Origin of the sequence: Leptospira weilii serovar Ranarum str. ICFT, assembly GCF_000332415.1 — a bacterium.
GTDB classification, from domain to species: domain Bacteria; phylum Spirochaetota; class Leptospiria; order Leptospirales; family Leptospiraceae; genus Leptospira; species Leptospira weilii_A.
Map to the genome: position 1 here is coordinate 178765 of NZ_AOHC02000021.1, position 20094 is coordinate 198858.

At 43.3% G+C, this 20094-nt stretch carries 16 protein-coding genes and 1 pseudogene; 6 read left to right on the top strand and 11 right to left on the bottom strand.

What is annotated here, in order from left to right; translation table 11 throughout:
- Nucleotides 1–2 precede the first annotated feature (2 nt).
- A complete protein-coding gene (locus LEP1GSC060_RS06435; RefSeq protein WP_002998902.1) occupies nucleotides 3–1616 on the top strand; it encodes a PDZ domain-containing protein in 1614 nt (537 codons plus the stop codon).
- Nucleotides 1617–1707: 91 nt separating this feature from the next.
- Here the strand turns inward: LEP1GSC060_RS06435 and LEP1GSC060_RS06440 are convergent, their stop codons facing one another.
- From LEP1GSC060_RS06440 to LEP1GSC060_RS06450, 3 genes are read right to left on the bottom strand one after another with little or no spacing between them, the layout of a single operon-like run.
- Entirely contained in the window at nucleotides 1708–2952 is a 1245-nt protein-coding gene (locus tag LEP1GSC060_RS06440) for an AZOBR_p60025 family cell surface glycopolymer formation protein (protein ID WP_002999308.1), read from the bottom strand.
- Entirely contained in the window at nucleotides 2952–4520 is a 1569-nt protein-coding gene (locus LEP1GSC060_RS06445) for a hypothetical protein (protein WP_002999201.1), read from the bottom strand. The genes LEP1GSC060_RS06440 and LEP1GSC060_RS06445 overlap by 1 nt, the downstream gene beginning before the upstream one ends.
- On the bottom strand, nucleotides 4517–4912 hold the full coding sequence (locus LEP1GSC060_RS06450) for a Fur family transcriptional regulator (protein ID WP_036095593.1): 396 nt from the start codon (nucleotides 4910–4912) through the stop codon (nucleotides 4517–4519). Before LEP1GSC060_RS06450 ends, LEP1GSC060_RS06445 begins: the two co-directional genes overlap by 4 nt.
- Before the next feature lie 236 nt (nucleotides 4913–5148).
- Between LEP1GSC060_RS06450 and LEP1GSC060_RS06455 the strand changes: the two genes are divergently transcribed.
- A complete protein-coding gene (locus LEP1GSC060_RS06455; RefSeq protein WP_002999282.1) occupies nucleotides 5149–5826 on the top strand; it encodes a biliverdin-producing heme oxygenase in 678 nt (225 codons plus the stop codon).
- 1 nt (nucleotide 5827) lies between these two features.
- Nucleotides 5828–7018: an MFS transporter gene (locus tag LEP1GSC060_RS06460; protein ID WP_002998863.1), complete on the top strand. Its 1191-nt coding sequence runs from the start codon at nucleotides 5828–5830 to the stop codon at nucleotides 7016–7018.
- 260 nt (nucleotides 7019–7278) lie between these two features.
- Here the strand turns inward: LEP1GSC060_RS06460 and LEP1GSC060_RS06465 are convergent, their stop codons facing one another.
- From LEP1GSC060_RS06465 to LEP1GSC060_RS06475, 3 genes are read right to left on the bottom strand one after another with little or no spacing between them, the layout of a single operon-like run.
- Nucleotides 7279–9456: a TonB-dependent receptor plug domain-containing protein gene (locus LEP1GSC060_RS06465; protein ID WP_002999085.1), complete on the bottom strand. Its 2178-nt coding sequence runs from the start codon at nucleotides 9454–9456 to the stop codon at nucleotides 7279–7281.
- Nucleotides 9457–9463: 7 nt separating this feature from the next.
- Nucleotides 9464–10165, bottom strand: coding sequence for an HmuY family protein (locus LEP1GSC060_RS06470; RefSeq protein WP_002999301.1), 702 nt, complete (start codon nucleotides 10163–10165; stop codon nucleotides 9464–9466).
- 40 nt (nucleotides 10166–10205) lie between these two features.
- Nucleotides 10206–10772, bottom strand: a complete 567-nt coding sequence (locus LEP1GSC060_RS06475) for an LIC20153 family lipoprotein (RefSeq protein ID WP_002999025.1) — start codon at nucleotides 10770–10772, stop codon at nucleotides 10206–10208.
- 285 nt (nucleotides 10773–11057) lie between these two features.
- On the opposite strand from LEP1GSC060_RS06475, the gene LEP1GSC060_RS06480 reads away from it, so the two are divergent.
- A complete protein-coding gene (locus tag LEP1GSC060_RS06480) occupies nucleotides 11058–11819 on the top strand; it encodes a leucine-rich repeat domain-containing protein (RefSeq protein WP_002999281.1) in 762 nt (253 codons plus the stop codon).
- A gap of 12 nt (nucleotides 11820–11831) precedes the next feature.
- On the opposite strand, the gene LEP1GSC060_RS06485 is transcribed toward LEP1GSC060_RS06480, so the two are convergent.
- From LEP1GSC060_RS06485 to queA, 5 genes and pseudogenes are all read right to left on the bottom strand, one after another.
- Nucleotides 11832–12593, bottom strand: a complete 762-nt coding sequence (locus LEP1GSC060_RS06485; RefSeq protein ID WP_002999028.1) for a hypothetical protein — start codon at nucleotides 12591–12593, stop codon at nucleotides 11832–11834.
- Between the two features lie 50 nt (nucleotides 12594–12643).
- Complete coding sequence (locus tag LEP1GSC060_RS06490; protein WP_036095603.1) at nucleotides 12644–12949, bottom strand: YbaB/EbfC family nucleoid-associated protein; 306 nt, start codon at nucleotides 12947–12949, stop codon at nucleotides 12644–12646.
- A 110-nt stretch (nucleotides 12950–13059) separates the two neighbouring features.
- Nucleotides 13060–14438: pseudogene (locus LEP1GSC060_RS06495) on the bottom strand (hypothetical protein).
- A gap of 279 nt (nucleotides 14439–14717) precedes the next feature.
- Nucleotides 14718–16340, bottom strand: coding sequence for a S16 family serine protease (locus LEP1GSC060_RS06500; protein ID WP_002998944.1), 1623 nt, complete (start codon nucleotides 16338–16340; stop codon nucleotides 14718–14720).
- Nucleotides 16341–16373: 33 nt separating this feature from the next.
- Nucleotides 16374–17420, bottom strand: a complete 1047-nt coding sequence (gene queA, locus LEP1GSC060_RS06505) for a tRNA preQ1(34) S-adenosylmethionine ribosyltransferase-isomerase QueA (protein WP_002999117.1) — start codon at nucleotides 17418–17420, stop codon at nucleotides 16374–16376.
- Between the two features lie 152 nt (nucleotides 17421–17572).
- On the opposite strand from queA, the gene LEP1GSC060_RS06510 reads away from it, so the two are divergent.
- Nucleotides 17573–18934: a glycosyltransferase family 87 protein gene (locus LEP1GSC060_RS06510; RefSeq protein ID WP_002998673.1), complete on the top strand. Its 1362-nt coding sequence runs from the start codon at nucleotides 17573–17575 to the stop codon at nucleotides 18932–18934.
- 16 nt (nucleotides 18935–18950) lie between these two features.
- The gene (locus LEP1GSC060_RS06515; protein ID WP_002999019.1) at nucleotides 18951–20093 is read left to right on the top strand and encodes a glycosyltransferase family 4 protein; all 1143 of its coding nucleotides are present in this window, start codon (nucleotides 18951–18953) and stop codon (nucleotides 20091–20093) included.
- Nucleotide 20094: the final 1 nt, after the last annotated feature.

The window sequence follows — 20094 nt, forward strand, 5'->3', positions numbered from 1 at the left end:
GAATGTTAAAAATTTGGATTATACCCGTCTTATTATCGGTTTGTTTTTCGTCGGGGATTTACGCGGAGATCTCTTCCAGGGGAGAAACCGATTTTCTTCTCATTAAAAAAAACCGTTCTAAAACGAAGAAAACGAATTACGATACGAAAAAAAAGAATCCTGATATCGAAAAGAAAGTCGAAACCAAAACCTCGGTTTTATCCTCCAAGGGAACTCAAGAGATTTATCATAAAAGTATCGTTCAAATCAAAGTCACTTTTCAAGAGCCCGAATATCATCAACCCTGGAAGAAAAAAAACCCTAGGGTTCGAAGAGGAGTCGGGGTGGTCGTGGAAGGAAACCGAGTTCTGATCCCCTATTCCCTTTTACCCGACGCGACTTTGATCGAAGTAAAAAAATATTCCTCTTATTCGGAAATGAAAGCGATCGTCTTTCGGCAGGATCCGGAATCCAATCTCGCTTTACTTCGAGTCGAGAAAAAGAATTTTTTCGACGATCTGATTCCGCTTCAATTCTCGCCCGTTGTGGTTTTTCCCAAACAGGTAAACGTCTATCAACTCGACAACTCCGGTTCGATCCAAGCTACCGCGGTCACTTTTTTAAGTATGGATATGGATCAGATGCCTCTCGGTCAGGTTGAACTTCCGATCGTGGATGTAAGTTCCAGCGAAGGTTTAAACGGTTTCGGCGAAGTTGCGATCGAAAACGGAAAAGTATCCGGTATTCTTTATGATTTTACTTCCGGAAAAAATTCGGGGAGAGTCATTCCTTCTTTTATCATTCAAAAATTCTTAACTACTCCGGGCGCCGACGTGTTCGGTTATAAGGGATTTCGTTTTCGTCCGATTACGGACGGGGCTGTAAGAAAATATTACGGAATGGAGGAATCCGATTCCGGAATTTTAGTTGCGGACGTGATCCCCGGTTCTTCGGCGAGCGGCGTTCTCAAACTCGAAGATATCATTCTCGAGTTCGGCGGTAAGAATGTGGATTCGAAAGGATATATCGAACATCCTTTGTACGGTAAACAAGTTCTTTCCTTTTTGGCGCACGCGGGAGATTCCTTCGGATATTCTTTGGGAAAAGAAATCCCGATGCTCGTGCAAAGAGATAAGAAAAAAATTCGTTTGAATATGAAGTTGAAACCTTTTCCTTATTCTGCGGTTCGAATTCCGTTTAAAAACATTCCCGCTTCCAACGATTTTGCCGTGGAAGGAGGTTTTGTTTTTCTGGAACTTTCCGAAGCCCTTTTGGAAGAATGGGGGAAGGATTGGAGATCCAGAGTGGATCGTAAACTTCTCTATCTCTATGATTACTACAAGTTTCACGAAAAAGACGGAGACGTAGGAAAGATCGTTCTTCTTTCTCAGGTTCTTCCGGACGAATCCAACAACGGCTTTCACGATCTTAGTTTTAAGATCGTGGAAAAGATCGACGGGCAGGAAGTGAAGTCGGTTCGTGATTTAAGACGAAGTATTAGACAGGGTAAATCCGATTACGCTTTGATGTCTTTGGACGACGGAACCGAGATCGCGTTGGATAGAACGAAACTTTCGGAGATCAACGAAAGAATCTACAAAAGTTATAAGATTCGTTTTTCGGAGAACGGGAATTAATTGAAACGTTCGTTTCTTAAAGTTACATTAGAATTTTATAACTTTTTAAATTTACTTGTGCGGAATTTTAATCAGGAATGCGAGAAGATTCTCATTTCCAGATTTCGTAGGGAAGTGTCGAAGAGATAAGCGCAAGTTTGAACAAAAAAATAAAAAATATACCGCCGGTAACGATCCAATAAAAACGATCCGCAATGGAATCGTCCTCCAACTTCCAAAGGATTAAGAATGCGATCGAAACCGTGAACATTCTGGAAACGTTTTCGTAGGAAGACCAATACAACACGTAACCCGCCGAAAAAACGGAAAACATTACCCCAAAAAAAGCGAGTCTTCCCGCGATTCCTTTTTTCCAACTTCCGCCGCCGAGAACGAACAAACCGGAAAGAAATAAAAGAAAAATCGGCATTCTTGAAAACTTTTTAGCGAAAAGGATTAATCCCGTTTCAAAATTGGGAACTTGCAAAAAAGATAATAAAGAAGGTTCGTTGATTTCTTTCCAATAGCCGATAAGACCGTCTAACGGAGCGAAAAAATCCGCGAATCTCGTAGGGGACCAATGCGGAAATTGGAGTTTTAAAAAGACGGCCCAAAAAAACGGCAACAACAAGGTCGAAACGATGAAACCCGCGTTTTTCCATTTTTTTTCCGAGAGGGATTGGATCCCGAGCGGGAAGAGTAAAAAAAGCGCCTGTTCCTTCGTTAAAATCGCAATTCCTCCGAACAAAGAAAACCAGATCCACTTTTCTTTCTTGTAAAACCAAAACGCGATCACTAAAAATCCGGTTAGAACGGCGTCGCTGACCAAAAGCGCATAACTTCCCAAAAAAAAAGGGGAAAATAAATAGAAACTCGAATAGATACGATACCTTTCGCCGCATAGATCCCTCAGTAAAAACCAGGAGATCAAAATCAAAACGAAATTTAAGAAGTACATTCCGAATACGGTTCCCCAGTGACCGAACCAACCGAAAGCGGAAACCAAAAACGGATAACCGATTCTAGGCGCTCGGATATTTTCTTCAAATCCCTTGGGCCAGTTTAAATGGAATTCGCTTAACATTCTGGAATAATAATAAAAGATTTGTCCGTCGTAACCGGCCCCTAAATCGCCGGGACGTCCTAAAAACACGATCGCGCCTTTGGGAGTTTCTTCCGGGTTCTGAAGAACGAACTGCATTCCGAAGTTGATTTGGGAACTCGGATTCCAATCGTATTTTTTCCAGATCAAAAGGGAGCAAAGAGCGTATAACGCGAAGAACAAAGGAAGGATGACGTACGGATTCTCGAACCGGGATCCAATTTTAGAAAGAAACGAATTCGATTCCGTTTTCATCATTGTTTCCGTTGGGAAGGATTTAAAAATTTCAGAATGGCTTCCGTATAGAGAGCGGAACTTCGTTTTGCCGCGTTGAAAGTCAAATGGTGCGGATCTAAGAATGATTTTTTATCGGGGATCGCATCCTTGAGATCGTAAAAACCTACGGTATCGTTTGTATGAGAATTCAAAAATTCTAAATAACCTTTGTACCAGTTTCCATTTTTATAATATTTACTTTCGATCGGATTTTCGGGAGAATTGATGATGATCAGCTTTTGACCGTTTGTTTTAAACTTTTCAATCGTTTTCTCTAAATATTGGATCTCGGACCAAACAAAGTAGGAAGAATTTCCCAAAATCTCTTTGTTCTTTTGAATTTTCTTAAGTCGATTCAAAGCGCCTTCGTTTTCCGGATTGAAGTAAAGACGTTTTTCGTAGTCTTTTAAATAATCTTCGTCGGACATGGTTTCGATGCGATCGTCGTCCAAGCCGTGAATTCTATCGTATGAAATATCGGTTCTGATTTCTCTTTTACAAAAGTTTTGAGGAAGACGAATTCCGTAGGTTGCAGGAACTCCAAAAATTCTCGCGTCGACTTCGTTTGAACTCGTGGTCGGAGAAACTGTAAATCGTAAGGTTACAGACTGAGGTTTGTTTCCGGATTCATCTGCAAACTCGAGTAGAAGCGGTTTCCAACCCGGTTTAGCATAAGTTTCATTGAGTAAGGGATATTTCAAAGGTATTCCGCTCAGAGTCATTTCTTCGATCCCGACGTTGACTCCCGGTTTCTGAGTAAAAATATCTTCCGACAATTTTCCGTCTTTGAGTTCGCATTCGATGGTAAACGACGGCGGGGTCCAACCTCTTAAAAAAATTCCCTCTTTAGGCATCGCGCCCGTATAATAGTGATAGGAGCGCATGGTTCTGGTATGATGTTCCACATATTCAGTCCAGGGATCGTATAAGAAACTTCTAAAACGATTGAGCAGGATAAGAGCCTTGGTCGCTTGTGCGAAAAATTCCCCCTTGGTGTAATCTCTCCAGTGATCCGCAAGAAATTCTCCGGGAAAGATAAAACGGTTTTGATGACGGACCTTGTAGTCCTTCATCCTGGCTTCTTCTTCAAAACGAGTTTCAGAATTTTCCGTTTTTTGAATATAATCTAATTGTAAATCCGCAGGATTGAGAACGTAAACGACCAGCTCCGGTTTTTTAGCCAGAATATCGTCGGAGTAATAATAAAGATCCGTAGGAGACATCGCCGGATGCGAGTAAAACTCCGCTCTGAATTTTTCCGCTTCGGAAACGCCCGAGGTTCGGATTCCTTCCGTAATCTGTTTCGGATATGCGGAATAAAGCGTGACGCTGCTTCCCACAACGAGGATTCCTTTTTCTTCCTTTTCAAAACGGATGTTTCTACGGTGATAGAGAAAGTTGTACCAGGGTGAAGTGTCCCATTCGAGCTCGTTTGGAAATTCGAAAAGGGCGATCGGAAACAGAACTCGATCTAAAAATAGAAATCCGAGCAGAAGGAGCAGTGAAATCCAGATTGTTTTAATTTTGATTTGAGTTTCAGAATTCATTTTGTCTTGGAATTACAATCGGGGCAGGTTCCATAGAGAATGATCTCATGCGTGTCCACGGTAAAACCTTTCGGACTTTTGTCCAGAGGAAACGGGCAGATTTCAACGTCATACACGCGGTCGCATTGTTTACAATGAAAGTGATGGTGGTGATGAAGACGACTCGCTTCGAAGCGAGAGGTTTCTCCCGGAAGGTGAATCTCATGGATCGTTCCGGTTTCCAGCAGATGGCTGACCGCTCTATAAACGGTCGCGATTCCTAAGTTGTCCAGATTCTTCCGGGAAAGTTTGTAGATCTCTTTGATGGAAAGAGGACCTTTGGCCGCTTCCAACACTTTCAGAATTTCTCCCTTTTGTTTTGTGTTTCTTAGGATTGCCTTTTTATCTTCCACGTTCATCCAAAAAGATTCGAATCGATGATCACTCTTAATTCTCGAATCGTAGACGGCTCTATGTCAATCGCAATTAGCCGACACCTGTAACCCTGAAAATCTATCCACGAACCCCTCGTCACTGAAAACGCAGGAGTTCCCACATTTTCTGAAAAAACGGAGAAATTGCTTTAAAATAAGTTTGATTCTCAGTATCAATTTAAAAGAATTGTCACAGTTTTGTCAGGAGATAAAAAATGAGTTTAGCAACGATTCTTCGGGAAGGGACCTCCGAGGAACACAAAGCCGCAGAAAGTTCCGCCTTCATTCGATGTTTTATGAAAGGAGTTTTGGAAAAAGGAACTTACGCAAAACATCTGGAGTCGTTCTACTTTGTCTACGAGTCCATGGAAGAAGAGTTAGGGCGTCACAAGGACAACGCGGTTCTGAAATCGATTCATTTCCCGGAACTCTATCGTAAGAACGCGCTATTCGAAGACCTTCAGTTTTTTTACGGAACTTGGAAGCCTACCGATCGTCAGCCTACCGAGGCGACTCAGGTTTACGTGAAAAGAATCCGCAAAGTTTCCGAAACACAGCCGGAACTGTTGGCGGCTCATTCTTACGTTCGTTATTTGGGCGATCTATCCGGCGGACAAATCTTGAAAAAGGTGGCGGCGAGGGCCTTGGCTCTACCGGAAGGAAAAGGAATTTCTTTTTATGAATTTCCTTCCATTCAGGATATCAACGGATTCAAACAAAATTATCGGGCCGCGTTAGACGCTCTTCCCGTAAACGATTCCCAAAAACAGTCGATTCTCTCCGAATCCAAACAGGTCTTTCTTTTGAATCAGGGAATTTTTTCCGAATTGGAGCAGGACTTGATCTCCGCAATCGGTAAAGAAACGTACGATATGGTTCTCGGAAAAGGTTGATTTGAAAAAGTCTGCATACTTTTTACCGGGGGCCGTTTTCTTGGCAATGCTACCGGTAACCATGATCGTTCCCGTATTTAAGGAAATCGTAAAGGACAGATTTCAATCGGGCAACGAAGAAGTCGCCTGGTTTCTGAGCATCGCGATGCTCGGGTCTTTTCTTTTTGCACCGATTGCAGGTTTCCTTTCGGATTATTTCGGAACTCGCAAGAAAATCATCATTCTTTTCTGCGGCTTCGACGCCTTGCTATTGATCCTTTTGCCTTACGCGGAAAACCTCCCTACTCTTTTGTTTTTTCGTTTTTTGGAAGGTGGAGCGCACGTATTTGTGATCGGATTACTTTTCGCCTCCGTCGCGGACTTTGAACAATCCAAGTCCGAATTCGAAAACGGAACCTTGATGGGTTTATCCGGAATGTTACTGTCTTTAGGAGGAGCCGTCGGACTTGCCTTCGGTTTTTTAGGGAAACAAGATCCGACTCTACCGTTTCGAATCGGTTCCGGAATTTTAATCTTTCTCGGTTGGATCGTATATCGATTTGTTCCCGAAGAGAAGTTCAGATCCTCGGAAAAATATTCCTGGAAAAAATCGATCGCTCTCTTTTTGACTCATCCGCTTCTATTGTTTCCTCTCTCGTTTCAATTTTTGGATCGTTTTACCGGAGGATATTTTATGAGCTCTCTCAATCTGCGACTTCGAGAGGAATTTTCCCTCAACCCTTCCGAAACCGGAAAAATGTTATCCTTGGTTTTTTTACCGATGGCTCTTTTGTCGTATCCGGCGATCCGACTTTCCAAACGAACCGGAAAGTATTTTCCGGTCGCGATCGGATCCTTGATCTACGGGGTTTCCTTGATCCTTTCCGGAATGTTTCAATCTGTTACGAGGATCGGAGTTTCGCTTCTATTCTGCGGATTGGGGGCCGGTCTCATGTTCGCCACTTCTCTAAGGCTCGCTTCTTCACTTTGTAAACGCGAGAATAACGGACTTGTGATGACCGTTTTGACGGGGATCGGTTCTCTCGGGTTCTTTTTAGGTCCGATTTCTTCCGTGGGACTCGATCGGATTTCATCCGCACTAGGCCCGACTTGGAGTTCATCTCTGACCGCGATCGTATTCGGATCGGCTCAGATTCTGATCGTCCTCGCAAGTATTCCGTTTTACAGAACTCTCAATAAGAAAGAATATTAAAATATTCTAAAATTATTATTAACTTGGATCGATCGGGCGAACTGTATAAAAAAGTTCGGGCGAATCCGGCCCCGGCGCTGCGATCCATAGAGAGCGGCGCCGCTCGGGTTTTTGGGCCGGACCGCGCTTTCAGCTATAGTCAATAAATTGCATGAAAGAAAAGTTATACAAAATATCGTCTTTAGTTTCAATTTATTGACTCCGCATCAATCGCTTTCGCATCGGTTATACCGAACTCGCGTTTCTTAGATCGAACTCGCTTAAAACTGGGCCGAAAAACCGCCGTAATAAAATCGAGGTCGGGTAGGATTGTAAGCCAGTTCGTATTGATTGAGAACGTTATCCACACCCAAAAAAAGGGCGAAACGTTTATCGAAAAACTTTTGTTCGATTCTAACGTTGAGGATCGTAAACGGTTTTCCGTAGGTCACGGGAGGATTTTCGTTCAACTTTACTTCGGTGGGAATGTAATCCTGCCCCGACGCGGAAAGATTGTTTGTGGAACTGTAGAACGGTCTTTTATCCAAATGTTTGGCTCTCAGGTTGAATTGAAAACCGCCGGGGGAATTGTAGATGAAATTCGCCGACGCCTGATGAAGGGCTCTTCCTTCCAAGGGTCTGTCCGTGGTCAAATCTCTCGTGTCCGTATGATTGTACCCCAATTCGAGAGTAAAATATTTTAAAAATCTGTAATGGACTCCGAACTCCCCTCCCCTTGTATACGCCTTTGCCACGTTTTGTAATCGAAACTCGGCGAATTCTTTTCCTCGATTGGAATCGAATTTATACTGAATCAGATTGATGATATCGTTGCGGTATACACCGAAAGAAAACGTCAAAAAACTAAAAGGACTGTATTCCAAATCCGAGTTGATCGTAACGGATCGTTCCGGTTTTAGATTCGGATTTCCTTCTACAACGTAACCGACGGCGGGGTTTTCAAAACGAAGATATAGTTCTTGAAAACTGGGCGGCCGAAAACCTCTTCCGTAACTCGTTCTCCAGACTAAGTTCCGAAAGATATCATAACGCACCGCAAACTTAGGCGTGGTTTGATTTCCGAATTGGGAATCGTCATCGTATCTAACTCCGGGAATCACTCGAATCCGAGGCGAACGAGAAACGGTCCACTCGTCCTGAAAAAAGACGGCTTTTCTCGTTCTATATACATAACGATTTTGTAATCGATCCGATTCCAATTCGTTTGCGAAGGATTCCGCACCCATCGTTATAAAATGCCTTTCGGAAGCTTCCATGTCCAACTGGACGGTTCCTTGAGAGGTCAATTCGGAGTTCAACTGTTTCACGTCGAGTTCGTCCGAACCTCTTTGATTGTTGTAATATTTATTTTCCCATTTGGAGATATTTCCCCGAAAAGAGACTAGATTTTTTTTTCCGAATCCGTATTCCAAAGAACCCGTAGCCAAGAAGTCGTGCGTCTTATTGTTCCGATCGAAGACTGCTCTGGATTGAGTCACGTCCACGCCGTTTTGATCCCTGTGTTGATAAAGAATCCTCGTTTTACCTTTGAACTTTCCTTCGGGGTTGAAGGTGAGATTGATTCCAGTGTTTAAGTCTTGATAGGCGTTTCCGGTCGTAGCCTGAGAATTCGGAACCAATCCGTAGCCCGGGTTTTTATTGTAACCCGCGGAGGCCGCGCCGCTGACCAACTCGTTTCTAAAACCCATGTTGGCGGTCGTATTGAATTCTCCTTCGGTGTTGAAATTCTTTCTGCTTCCGTTACCGTACGTGGTACGTATCTCGTAGCTTAATTTTTTATCCGCTTCCCTTGTGATGAGATTGATGACTCCGCCGATCGCGTCGGCTCCGTATAACGCCGATGAGGCGCCTTTTACGATTTCGATTCTTTCCAAGTTTTGAACTTTGAAACGGCTCAGATCCACGGCGTTGTTTAAACGTCCTGAAATTCTTTCTCCGTCGATGAGAATCAGAACGTACTGGGAATCGAGTCCGAGCATACGAACCCGAGAGCCGCCGAAAAACGGAACCACGTCGATTCCCAGTTGGGTTTCCAAAACCTCGGCCGCGTTCCTCGCGCCGCTGGCTTCTATCTTTTTACGGGAGATGACTTCGGTGGCTACCGTAGAATCTTTCAATCTTCTTTCGCCTCTTGAACCGGTAACGACGATCTGCGAATCCTCCGGAGACTGTCCGTTCCCGTTTTCTTTTTGAGGCGGCTCTGTGCCCTCGTCGTTCGTAACGATCGTATTAGGTTGTATTTTTTCGACGTTTTCCTTTTTCGATTCGGACGGGATCGTATTTACTTTCGTAGTAAGTATGTTAGGTGATTTTTTCTCTACCGTTTTGTTTCCCGTTTTTGTTTTTTCCTCTTGAGCCTGAACGGGAATACAAAAAAGGATCAGAAATAAGATCCGAATCGTTTTGAGTTTAAAAAATCGGCGAATCAAAAAAAACATGCTGATATTAGTAGGGAATTTGTTTCCATCGCACGGTAGGATGGGCTGAAGTTCCTTCCAAATTGTAGTAACCGGTAACCTGAAAAAGATAATACTCGTTTCCCGTGTTGGAACGGATTACGAAAATCTTATCATTCGGTTGTAAAAAGGCGAGAGTGTAGTTGAACCATTTGTTGAGAACGTCGTTTCCCACATAGTTAGTCTGGACTCCTCCGGCTGCGACTTCGGATACGTTCGTATCGGGAGAAAAGGAAACGTTCGAACAACCGAGGCCCGTGGAAGTGTTTGAAGAAGCGGCGTTGAAATCGGTAAGAACGGGATTGGTCATACAAGCCCCGCCTTGTCCCCCGGAATGCGTCGCTCCCCCGTTGGTCTGAAGTTTGAATCTTTGAAAGCCCACGTCCCAACCTCCGGATGCGTCCGGAGCGAAAGCCTGAGTTTTATCCGCAAAACTGTACTTGATCCACACGTCATACGAAACGGCTCTGACTTTCGTGGTAAACGATCCGTCTCCGTTCGTTTCGGTGGAAAGGATCTTGGAGCTATTCGCTTCTTCGATTTGTTTTTGTAAGGCGAGAACCGATTGTTTGAATGCAAGTTCTCTTTCGTCGATCGCGGGGTGTTGTCTCGCGCAGGAAACAAGAATGAAAACCCCGAACCCAAAACAAGTTTGTTTCCAAAGCGGTTTGAGATTCGGGAATTCGTTCATTTTAGATCGATTGAACTCTTAATATTATAAAATATTAATCTTACTGGAGTTGAAACGTCGTTGTCGCGGGCTCGGCGGTTCTGCTCGCAAGATAGAAAACAAAGTAATAATCTCCGCCTTTGGTTGCGTTCAGCGTGTAAGTGTAAGGACCGTCTCCAGTGGCCGAACCGTATTGACCTTCGCTGTCTGTAGTGTAAGTCGATCTCGTCGTATCCTGAGTCGAATCGGAAAGCGGACAAGAAGAGGTATTGTAAATCAGAGGCGCGCTTGCATTGTTTGAGGTTCCTTCGTCGAAGTCCGCAACGTTGCGTCCGGTAAAAACAATTTTTGTTCCATTTACGGCGCCCGTAACCTTCACCGCCGCGATAGAGTGATTCACGAACGGAACCTTCCCGTAAATAAGAGTTTGGACGGAAGTGTTCGCGGTCATTGCAGGAAGAGAAGCGACTTTTCCGCTGACGGTTGCGGAACAGTTATAACCGGAACTTAAACCGGCTATAGTCAAAAGAAACATCGGAGTCGTATCGTCTTTTTCCTCATTTTTACAGTTTAACAAGGAACTGAGAAGCAGGCCGAAAATGACTGCATATTTTTGAATATCTTTCATAATGAACCCTTAAGTAATTTAGGATCATTTTGAAAATATGAATCTGAGAGTCAAACTCAAAATTAGAACAAGGAAAAAAATGAATCTTCGAAATCTATAAAAATGAGAGCGTAACAGACTAGGAATTAGGGATTTGGAGTTTCCGCGTTTCAAGTGCTGATCGAATTAGGCTTGGTCAGGGTTCCGCCTAATGCATCCTGGTTTTATCCACGGAAACCTGACATCTAAAACGCAGGAGTTCCCACATTTCGAAAAGCTTCCGATCGAACGATTATGAATCACCGTATGGAAAATTACACTGAGTTTAAGAAACGAGAGTTCCTTGGGGACGGCTTCTTATACAACTTTTTGATAGCCGGTTTATTGGCTGGGGTTCTTTCGTGTTCCCTTTTGGAAAAAGAACCCGTTTCCGGCGGGATTCCCGTTTTTTCCAAAGAAGGTAAAGTTCTCAGGTATTATCCGTATCAAATTCGTTGGATCGGATTCGGTCCGGATGAATTTCCGGACGCCGCGAGATTGGTCGATTTCAGAAACCTCGTTTCTTTGGAAATTCTTCATCCCGAATTTCAGAATCTGGAAGAACTCAGTTCTTTAAAGACGATCGGCTTTCTAAACGTAAACGGAACGAAAGTAAAAGACCTGGCCGCTCTTTCGAAACTTCCCGTTTTGCATAGTTTGTACTTGGGCGAAACGTCCGTCGATGAAAACGATCTAAAACGATATCCGGGAGTCGGGAAATTGACTAAATTAGGATTGTATAAAACCGAAATTCGCGACCTTTCTTTTATCGACTCGGAATGTAGATTACAACAACTTGATATACGAAACACGGGGGTCTCGTCCTTGGAGCCGATCGCAAATTGTAAAAACCTATTGGAACTACGAATCGGTCATACCAATATCAAAGAAATTCGGTTTATCTACGAAATGAAGAGTCTGCGTTATTTGGAATGGTCGGGTTTAGATCTTTCCAAACAAGAATTGGATCGAATTCGGGAACAACTTCCCTATCTCAAATTGGTTCCGATACACGCCGGTTCATTATAATATTCTATTTTTTTAATATGCGAGCGGGTTCGATTCCCCGCGATTGTCGTATAGGATGATGTCGCCTTTTTCGACCGGAATTCCTTCCGCTGTAACCTGTCCCGTGGTTTCAACGGTTTCCAAAGCCCGAACCGGATATCTTTTCCCGTTTTCTTTTTCCAATACGATGGAAGCGTTTTTTCTCACTCTGGAAAGTCTAAGCCCCCAGACTTCCAAAATTTTTCCCCCGCTTTCCAATACGAGCGCGCTGATTCTGTTCGGATCGGAAGACGCCGATTTTCTATAAATTCCGATCGGATTTCCCGGTAGAAAATCGGGTTCGATGGAAATAAAATTGGGTCGGTTCGATTCGATTTGAAAAGAAAGATGATCGCAATCGTAGGCGCGGACTAATGCCCATCGGTTTCCGGATTCTCTGTTTGTAAAAACCCGGCAGGATTCCGGAATCAATTGTGCTCCTCTGTTTGTCGTTTTTACAATTCCTTCGATTCTGGTTTCTTCTCGATTTTTGCTGCGGGTCACGCTCAATTGAGTGAATACGAATTTGGTTTGTTTGCGGGTCCTATCCAGAAACAACTGTCTGACAAAATAACCCTCCTCTAATTTTTGAATTTTAGAATAATATTCTCCGGATAACAAGGGTAAGGCGGGGCCGGAAACGCGTGTGTTTTCTTCTCCTGAATTGCCTACGGAACAAAATTGGATCGTTAAAATACAAAACGTAAATAACGTCAGCTCCCTTAGATTTTTACGGCTGCATATCGGATTCAACATTGATGCCCCTGAATGTAGAAAATATCCTATCCCCTAACCCCTAATAAAGTTCACTCCATTCCCATCATTCCGCGGAATTCCGACATTCTTTCTTCCGCCGCGTTTTGTGCGAGTTCCAAGGAACGGGTTACGGCCTGTTTGATACTTTTCTGTAAAAGTTTTTTATCGTTTTTTGCGAGTAGTTCGTCTTCGATGAGTATGTCTTTGATGTTGAGTTTACCGTCGGAGATACAAGTCACGAGGTCGTTTTTGGACTTTGCTTCGAAGGAAAGCGCCATGAGATCTTTTTCCACTTTTTTCATTCTCACGCGCATTTGATTCATCTGCTTTATGGATTCTAACTTGTTGCCGAACATTCTTAATTCCCTTGAAGAAGTTTTGATCGAGAACTCGTAAATCGAAACGATCGAGAATTCTCTCCCGATCAAAATCTGAAAACGTTAAAAACGGGCAACCAGAAAAGGAGTTAGAAGGAAAGCTCCATTCCTAAGGAAGTAAAGTATTCCGTATAATTTTGAGAGAATGCCGGAAGTCTAAACGGACCCACGTCCGCATAAATCACACCCTTGGAAAGATTGTTTCTGAAGTTCATGAAAAAGATCGCATTCTGAAAACTCGTTTTCCCGCGGAAACTTGCGGAAAAAGAACGCTGAGGTTCTTCCACCTGAGTATTGATTCCTGAGTTTTTTTGCGAGAGAAGATTGTAGTAATTGTTTCCAAAGAATAAAGAATATCTTCCGGCAGGATCCAGAAACATCGTAAATCCGAAAGTGGTAGCGTCCGATTCGGGAGTGATATAAAGTCCGTTGTTTTTCGTATTCGGGTCCGCCGAATAACTGTATCGCACATTGAGAACGATTTTCGAAAAGTCGATGAACATCGAAAAACGTGCGGCCTCGGGATTGTAAAAACCTTTTTCTTTTTCCTTATTCAAAACCGAGGTTTGGAACGAAAGACGTTTTATGGGTTGAATGTTTGCCTGCCACTCGATGACCCTTCCGCCTGTGTTTCCCATCGCCTGATTTCTAAGAACCGGATTGGTTCCGACGTTCGGATCCACATTTGCGAACTGCGCGTTTGCGGAATACGGAGAATACGAAAGTCTGTTTGCGGTTAAACTCGAATTTCCGAAAGAACTTCCGGAAACGATTTTTGTATTGAGATATTCGTTCGGTTGAAAGGAAAATCCAGCCATGGAATAACCCTGATCTTTTTGATCCGCGGTGTAAGGGAGAGAACTCCCCGTTTTCAGAATTGCCTCCACCCCCGGTAAAACCGTATAACTCAATTCCAACGAATCTAACTTAGCTTGACTCATCCCGATCCGATCCGCATTTCCAAAAGGATCGGCTTTTCTTCCTCGCAGGGAAGGGGCAAACTCGGAAAAAGGAAGAAGCGGACTGACTGCAGCCCTCATCCCCATCTTATTTGTTTGCCGCCGAAAAACCGGGCTCCGGCGTTCCAATCACCGAAAAGAAAATCCGGTTGATTCCAACTTAAATGGTTCCGGGAAGAAAAGGGAGACCCGATAAAACCGGGGCCCATGTCTGCGATCCGTTCCAAATCTTTCCCCAATCCATCCAAAAGATGCGGTCCCTTAGAACCTAAGATTCGGAATGTTTGCGTTTCTTTTTGTTTCTGTTCTTGTTGGGTAGAATTGGATTCGCGTTTTCCTTTTGATGCAGGACTGGATTTGTGTTTCTCTTCCAAAGGATGAAATTCGATTTCTTGAAAATTTTCGGGAGTTTTGACTTGTACGACGGATAAGAGAACCCCCAGCCCGATTGCGGAAAGGCTGCTGATGAACAAGGAGGATTGGATATTGATTACCCCGAGGATTCTCATATGCTAAATTTATTATCGGTAATCAGAATCGAAGGACTACTCGCAAATGTTAGATCCCGTTTGAAACGAATAGACCCGGAAAAAATCGTTCGGACAAAAATCTTTTCTCTCACTTGAGGACGTATCGGATCTTTCAAAATTTAAAAAAGGTTCGGTTCCGAAAACGAGTCATGACGAGCCAAAAACGAGCGTTGATCTTTCCAACTTCCAGTCTGAAATTTTCCATACACTTGGGAAAGAAATTTTTTCTAAGTTCTGTCGCATTATTAACTTCCGCTTCTATTCGTGTTCTTCTTCTTTTTTCCGGTCGATTCTCTCCTCTATTAAATGGAACAGACTTCCTTGCGGATATTTTCCGTTTTTGCCGAATTTTCCCGCCGGAATTCCGAAAACTTCCGGAATCAGTTCTTCCACGTGAGCGCAGGTAAAAATCTGAAATTTTCCCTTATCCATCGCCTTGCGGATAGGAGAAGGCAGATTTAAATCCCGCAAATTCGCCGCCGGGATGTAAACCGCGTATTTATCTTTGGAATTTCCCACGATCTGAATCACTTCGTACCAAGCGGCGATTTTCGTATTAACGGAACCGACCGGAAGAATTTCCCCATATTGTGAAAGCGCCCCGGTGACCGCGATATTGCAAGGAATTTCGAGACCGCTAAGAGCGGAAAGGATCGCAAGAAGTTCGGCGCAACTCGCGGAATCCCCGTCGATCGGCGAATAATTTTGTTCAAAAAGGATCGATGCGTCCAAACCGAAGGATTGAATATGAGAGAACATTCCTTTAATATAAGATTGTAATATAAAAACTCCCTTATCGTGTAAGTCTCCGGAAAGATTCACTTCTCTTTCTATGTTGATGAAGTTTCCGGAGCCGAGGGCGACTCGCGCGGAGACTTGGTTCACTTGGCCGAAATCGGATAAGGAAGAATGCAGTAAGATTACGGAAAGCCCGTTGATCCGGCCCGTTTTTTTTCCTTTGAGTTGAATCGTTGTTAAACCTTCTCTTACACTTTCCAAATATCTTCTTTTGTAGACCGCGATCCTTTTTTCCACCGATTCGATCGCCGATTCTACCTGGATTTTCGTAATCGGTTTTTTTTCCTTTTTGTACAAAACGAGAAGTTCGCCTACAAAAATTCTGAGTTCCGCAAAAGAAAGGGAAAGTCTGGTTTTACTATCGTTCCATCGAAGCGCGATTTCGAGTAACGTGTCTACGGCGGAAGAATCAAAACCGGGATATCCCGGTTTTTCCCAAGAATGAATCAGTCCTCCGAAAAGCTGAAGATTTTTTTTCGTTTTCATCACCGCTTCGTACGGAAGATGAATCTTAAAGGAAAAACTATCGTAAAAATCGGGATCGACTCCGGAGATAAAATCCACTTCTCCTTCCTCTCCCGCGAGAATGAGTCGAAAGCGGGTGTTGACCGAAGGATAAAAACGATTCATCTCTTTGGAGCCGGTCATTTCGGGAAGAGTGAGAAAGTCTATTTTTCCGGTTTGTAGCACTTCTTTAACGAGAAAGTATAGATTGGAATCTTCCGTGAGCGCCCGCATCGGAAGTAAAAGATAACCTCCGTCGGCTTCGGCCATTTTACCGGGACGGTATTCCGTGTTTCCCGGAAATCCAGCGAGTGTTAAAAATCCCGGATGAGGATCGCAGATAACTTTGGTATTTTTTTTTAACCCGGAAATGTATTCCTGAAGTAAGGTAAGATTGGTTTCCAGTCCCGGACCCGTGATGAGGATGTTCGAAAAAATTCCCGGATTTTCCAGAGCCCTCGGCAAGGAACCGAGTTCTTCCCTGTGAAACGCTAAAAAATCGGGAAGACCGTTCTTAGGTCTTTGTTTTCCTGCGTGAAGTCTGATTGCCGATTGATTGGAAGTTATTCTTTTAATCACTAAAGACGATTCTCCCTATCAGAAAATTCTTATCTACTCTTTTCTTCCAAGGATCAGCATCGCGTCTCCGTAAGAATAAAATCGAAAATCTTCCGCGATCGCTTTTTGATATGCGTTTAAGATCGATTCTTTTCCCGCAAATGCGGAGACGAGTAAAAGAAGACTCGAACCCGGCAAGTGAAAGTTTGTGATTAGACCTTCGCAACTTTTCAGTCGATCTTCCGGTTGGATAAAAAGTTCCGTGGCGCCGGGTCCCGAACGAAAGGAATCGGTTGCGAAGTCGTAAGCGGATTCGAGCGCTCGTAACGTCGTGGTTCCGATCGAAAAAATTCTTCTGCCTTCTTGTTTGGCTAGGTTCAAAATTTCCGCGCTCGATTCTTCCAGAAAGAATTCTTCCCGATGTAATTTTTGATTTTGAAAATTTTCTCGGGTGAGAGGTTGAAACGTTCCGTAACCGACTTTGAGTTCCAAGGTACAAAGTTGGATCTTTTTCTCTTTCAGAGTTTCAAAGATACTTTCCGAAAAATGTAAACCCGCGGTCGGAGCTGCGACGGATCCGGGAGTTTTTGCAAAAAGAGTTTGGTATCGAATCTCGTCTTGTAAATCCGCCTCTCTTTTGAGATACGGAGGAATTGGAATCTCTCCGATTTGTTGAAAGTCCTTTTCTTGCAGAGTGTGTTCCGGTTTTAGAAAAACGAATTCTCCTTCTTTTTTTTCCACAGTAAAGGATATCGTTTGCGTTTTTTTATCCGAGAGTGTTTCTCCTACTTTCAATTTTCTAGAATTACGAATCTTGCATCTCCAAAGTAATTCTTTCTCTTCTAAAAACATTACTTCGTGAATGCGCGCCAACGTTTTGAGATAAACTCTACGTTTACTCACCTTGGTATGATTGGCGATTAGGACGTCCCCTTCCTTTAGATACGAAACGAGATTTTTAAACGAAGGTTCGTTCCAAATTTTTCCGGTGTTCGCGTCGAGAATCATCAGTTTGCTCTCGTCCCGATGGATCGCCGGATAACGTGCGATCCTTTCCTCGGGTAATAGAAACTCGAATTCTTTGAGATCTTCGTACAACATCTATTTGCAGTGGATTTTCTGATCGGCCGCAGGAGAATCTTTTTTCTTTTTAGGGTTGAAGTTTCGTTTTTCGACAAAGCGGAAAAGAAAGTGTTCTGCTCGAGGGAATTTTATTGATTGGCTTTTCCCGTGTATTTGAAAAGTGTTTCAGAATGCAATTGAGAACTTGGATTCTGATTGGAACCGTTTTGTTTTTCTCCCTTTTCTTTATCAACGGAATTTCAAAATCCGGAAACCGTTCCGATTTTAGGGATTATTATAACGCTTCGGTCCGGTTTACCCAAGGAAACAATTTATATAATTTAGATCGGATCGATGAGATTTTTGCGAAACTTCGATCGGGTGAAATTAAAATCGAAGAGGCGTTTACTCCGAAAGTATTTTTGCAACTCAAAGACATGATGGAAGGACTCGGTTCTTATATCTACCCTCCTACGTTCGCTTTTTTACTCATTCCGATTTCTTTTTTTCCGTACGAGGTCGCGTCCGGAGTTTTTCTTACATTGAATTTTTTGGCGCTTCTCGGTTCTTTGTACATCCTTTCCGTTCGTTTTCATCGCAAAGGGAATTTCGTTTTTTTGGTCGTTCTTTGTATCCTCAATCTCCGATTTCTGGAAAATCATCAGAACAACAATCAGGTCGGTTTGATTCTGATCTTTCTGATTTTGGCTTCCGTTCATTCGAGTCGGGATTGGTTGTCCGGTTTTTTACTCGCACTTGCCATCGTGATCAAGTTGACTCCCGGTGCGTTTGTTCTTTTTTTTCTGATACAAAAACGTTACCGGGCGGTTTTTTATACGTTGGCTTTCGTATGTTTCTGGATCTTTCTTCCATGTTTATACGCCCCTTCGTTTACGATCGAGATGACCCTAACTTGGAAACAATTGATTTTGGACAATTACCTCAAGTCTCCTTTGTTTCGAGCTTGGAAGAACAATCAAAGTTTGAACGCGACTCTTGCGAAATACTTTCTCAGTTATGCGGATGTTTTAAACCAATCCCGATTCGGGTATCCTCTTCAAGAACTGAACGAATCGGTCGTTAAGGGAATGTATTCTATTCTTTCTTTGGCGCTTGTGATTCCGTTTTTCCGGATGGTTTTTACAAAACGAAACGTAGAATTTACTTTGGGTTGTCTGTTCGTTTTTTCGATCGTTTTTAGCGGGATCTCCTGGGTGCACGCCTTCGTTTTTCTTTTGTATCCTTCCGCGATTTTGCTGGATCGGGTTTGGTCCTTTGGCGAACGTTCGATTCTTCCGGTTTGGGAAACGAAAACGGGCTCTTTTTTGAAAAAAAGTTTAGATTCCGTAAATATTATATTCAAAAAAGATAAAGTATCTTTCTTTTTTATAACGGGATTTCTTTTGATTCTGTTTTGCAATCGTTCCGTCGTCGGAAATGCGGTCGAAGAAAGATTGATGATGGCCTCTTATCTTTTGTACTTCGCTATCTTTCAATACGTTCTGCTTCTTCTCGCTCTGAAATACGAACCTGCAATGGGGAACAAAAATTAATACGACTAAAAAACCGATGCCGATCCGAACCAACGAACTCAAATACAAACCTAGGGTGGGAGTGGACGTTCGTCCCCTCGCCTATGGAATTACGGGGAACTCCAGATATCTCGCGGAAGTTTTAAGAAGACTGGTTACGAGCGAATCTCCTCTGGAATACTATCTCTATTCCAATAAACCGATTCATACGGTATTTTATGATATTCTTTCAAACATACATTCCCGTTTTTTTATGACCGGTAAACTTCCCGGATTTGCCTGGCTCAATTGGACGATTCCGAAAAAAATCAAAAAAGACAGACTGGATCTTTTTTGGGGAACTCTTCAACTGCTTCCTCTTAGTTGCGGGAATGTTTTGTCCGCGGTGAACTATCACGATCTCAACTTTCGTTCCGCGCCCGAGACGATGACAACCGCGAACTTTTGGCAGCATAGAATCCTTTCGCCGATGACTTTGAACCGAGCCGATCTCGTGTTCTGTCTTTCCGAAAACACGCGCCGGGATATCTTAAATTTCAAAGCGGACCTCGATCCGAAATTAAAAGTCGTGTATCCCGGAGTGGAATCGTTTCCCTCGTTAAGGGAACCTCTTTGCAAACTTCCCGAAAATTTTTTATTTACCATCGGAACACTCGAACCTCGAAAGAATTTGAACACTCTGGTCGATGCGTATCGAGAACTCAAAAAAAGGAATTCTTCCTATCCTTTCCCGCTTGTGATCGCGGGTCGTTTGGGTTGGAAGGCGGAAGGTCTAACCCAACTTTTAAAAGAAGGAAGTCTGGAATCGGAAGGAATCTTTTTTGTGGAGAATCCGGCGGACGAAGTACTCGCTTGGCTTTATCAAAAATGTTCCGCGTTTTTATTTCCATCCATTCACGAAGGGTTCGGCCTTCCCTTACTCGAAGCGCTGAGAGAAGGAAAAATCTGCGTCGCTTCCGATATTCCGGTCTTTCATGAAATTTTAGAAAGAGGCGTGGACCTGTTCGCGGAACCTTTGAACGTAGACTCTTGGGTTTTTGCGTTGTCGGAACTACGACATAAAAAATTACAGAGACCTTTTGTTTGGGACGCGTCTCAGTGGACCTGGGACCTAACCGCGAAAAAAATCGAGGAAGGTTTGATCGATCTCTGGAAACATAGAAAGGAATTGTATCACTAAA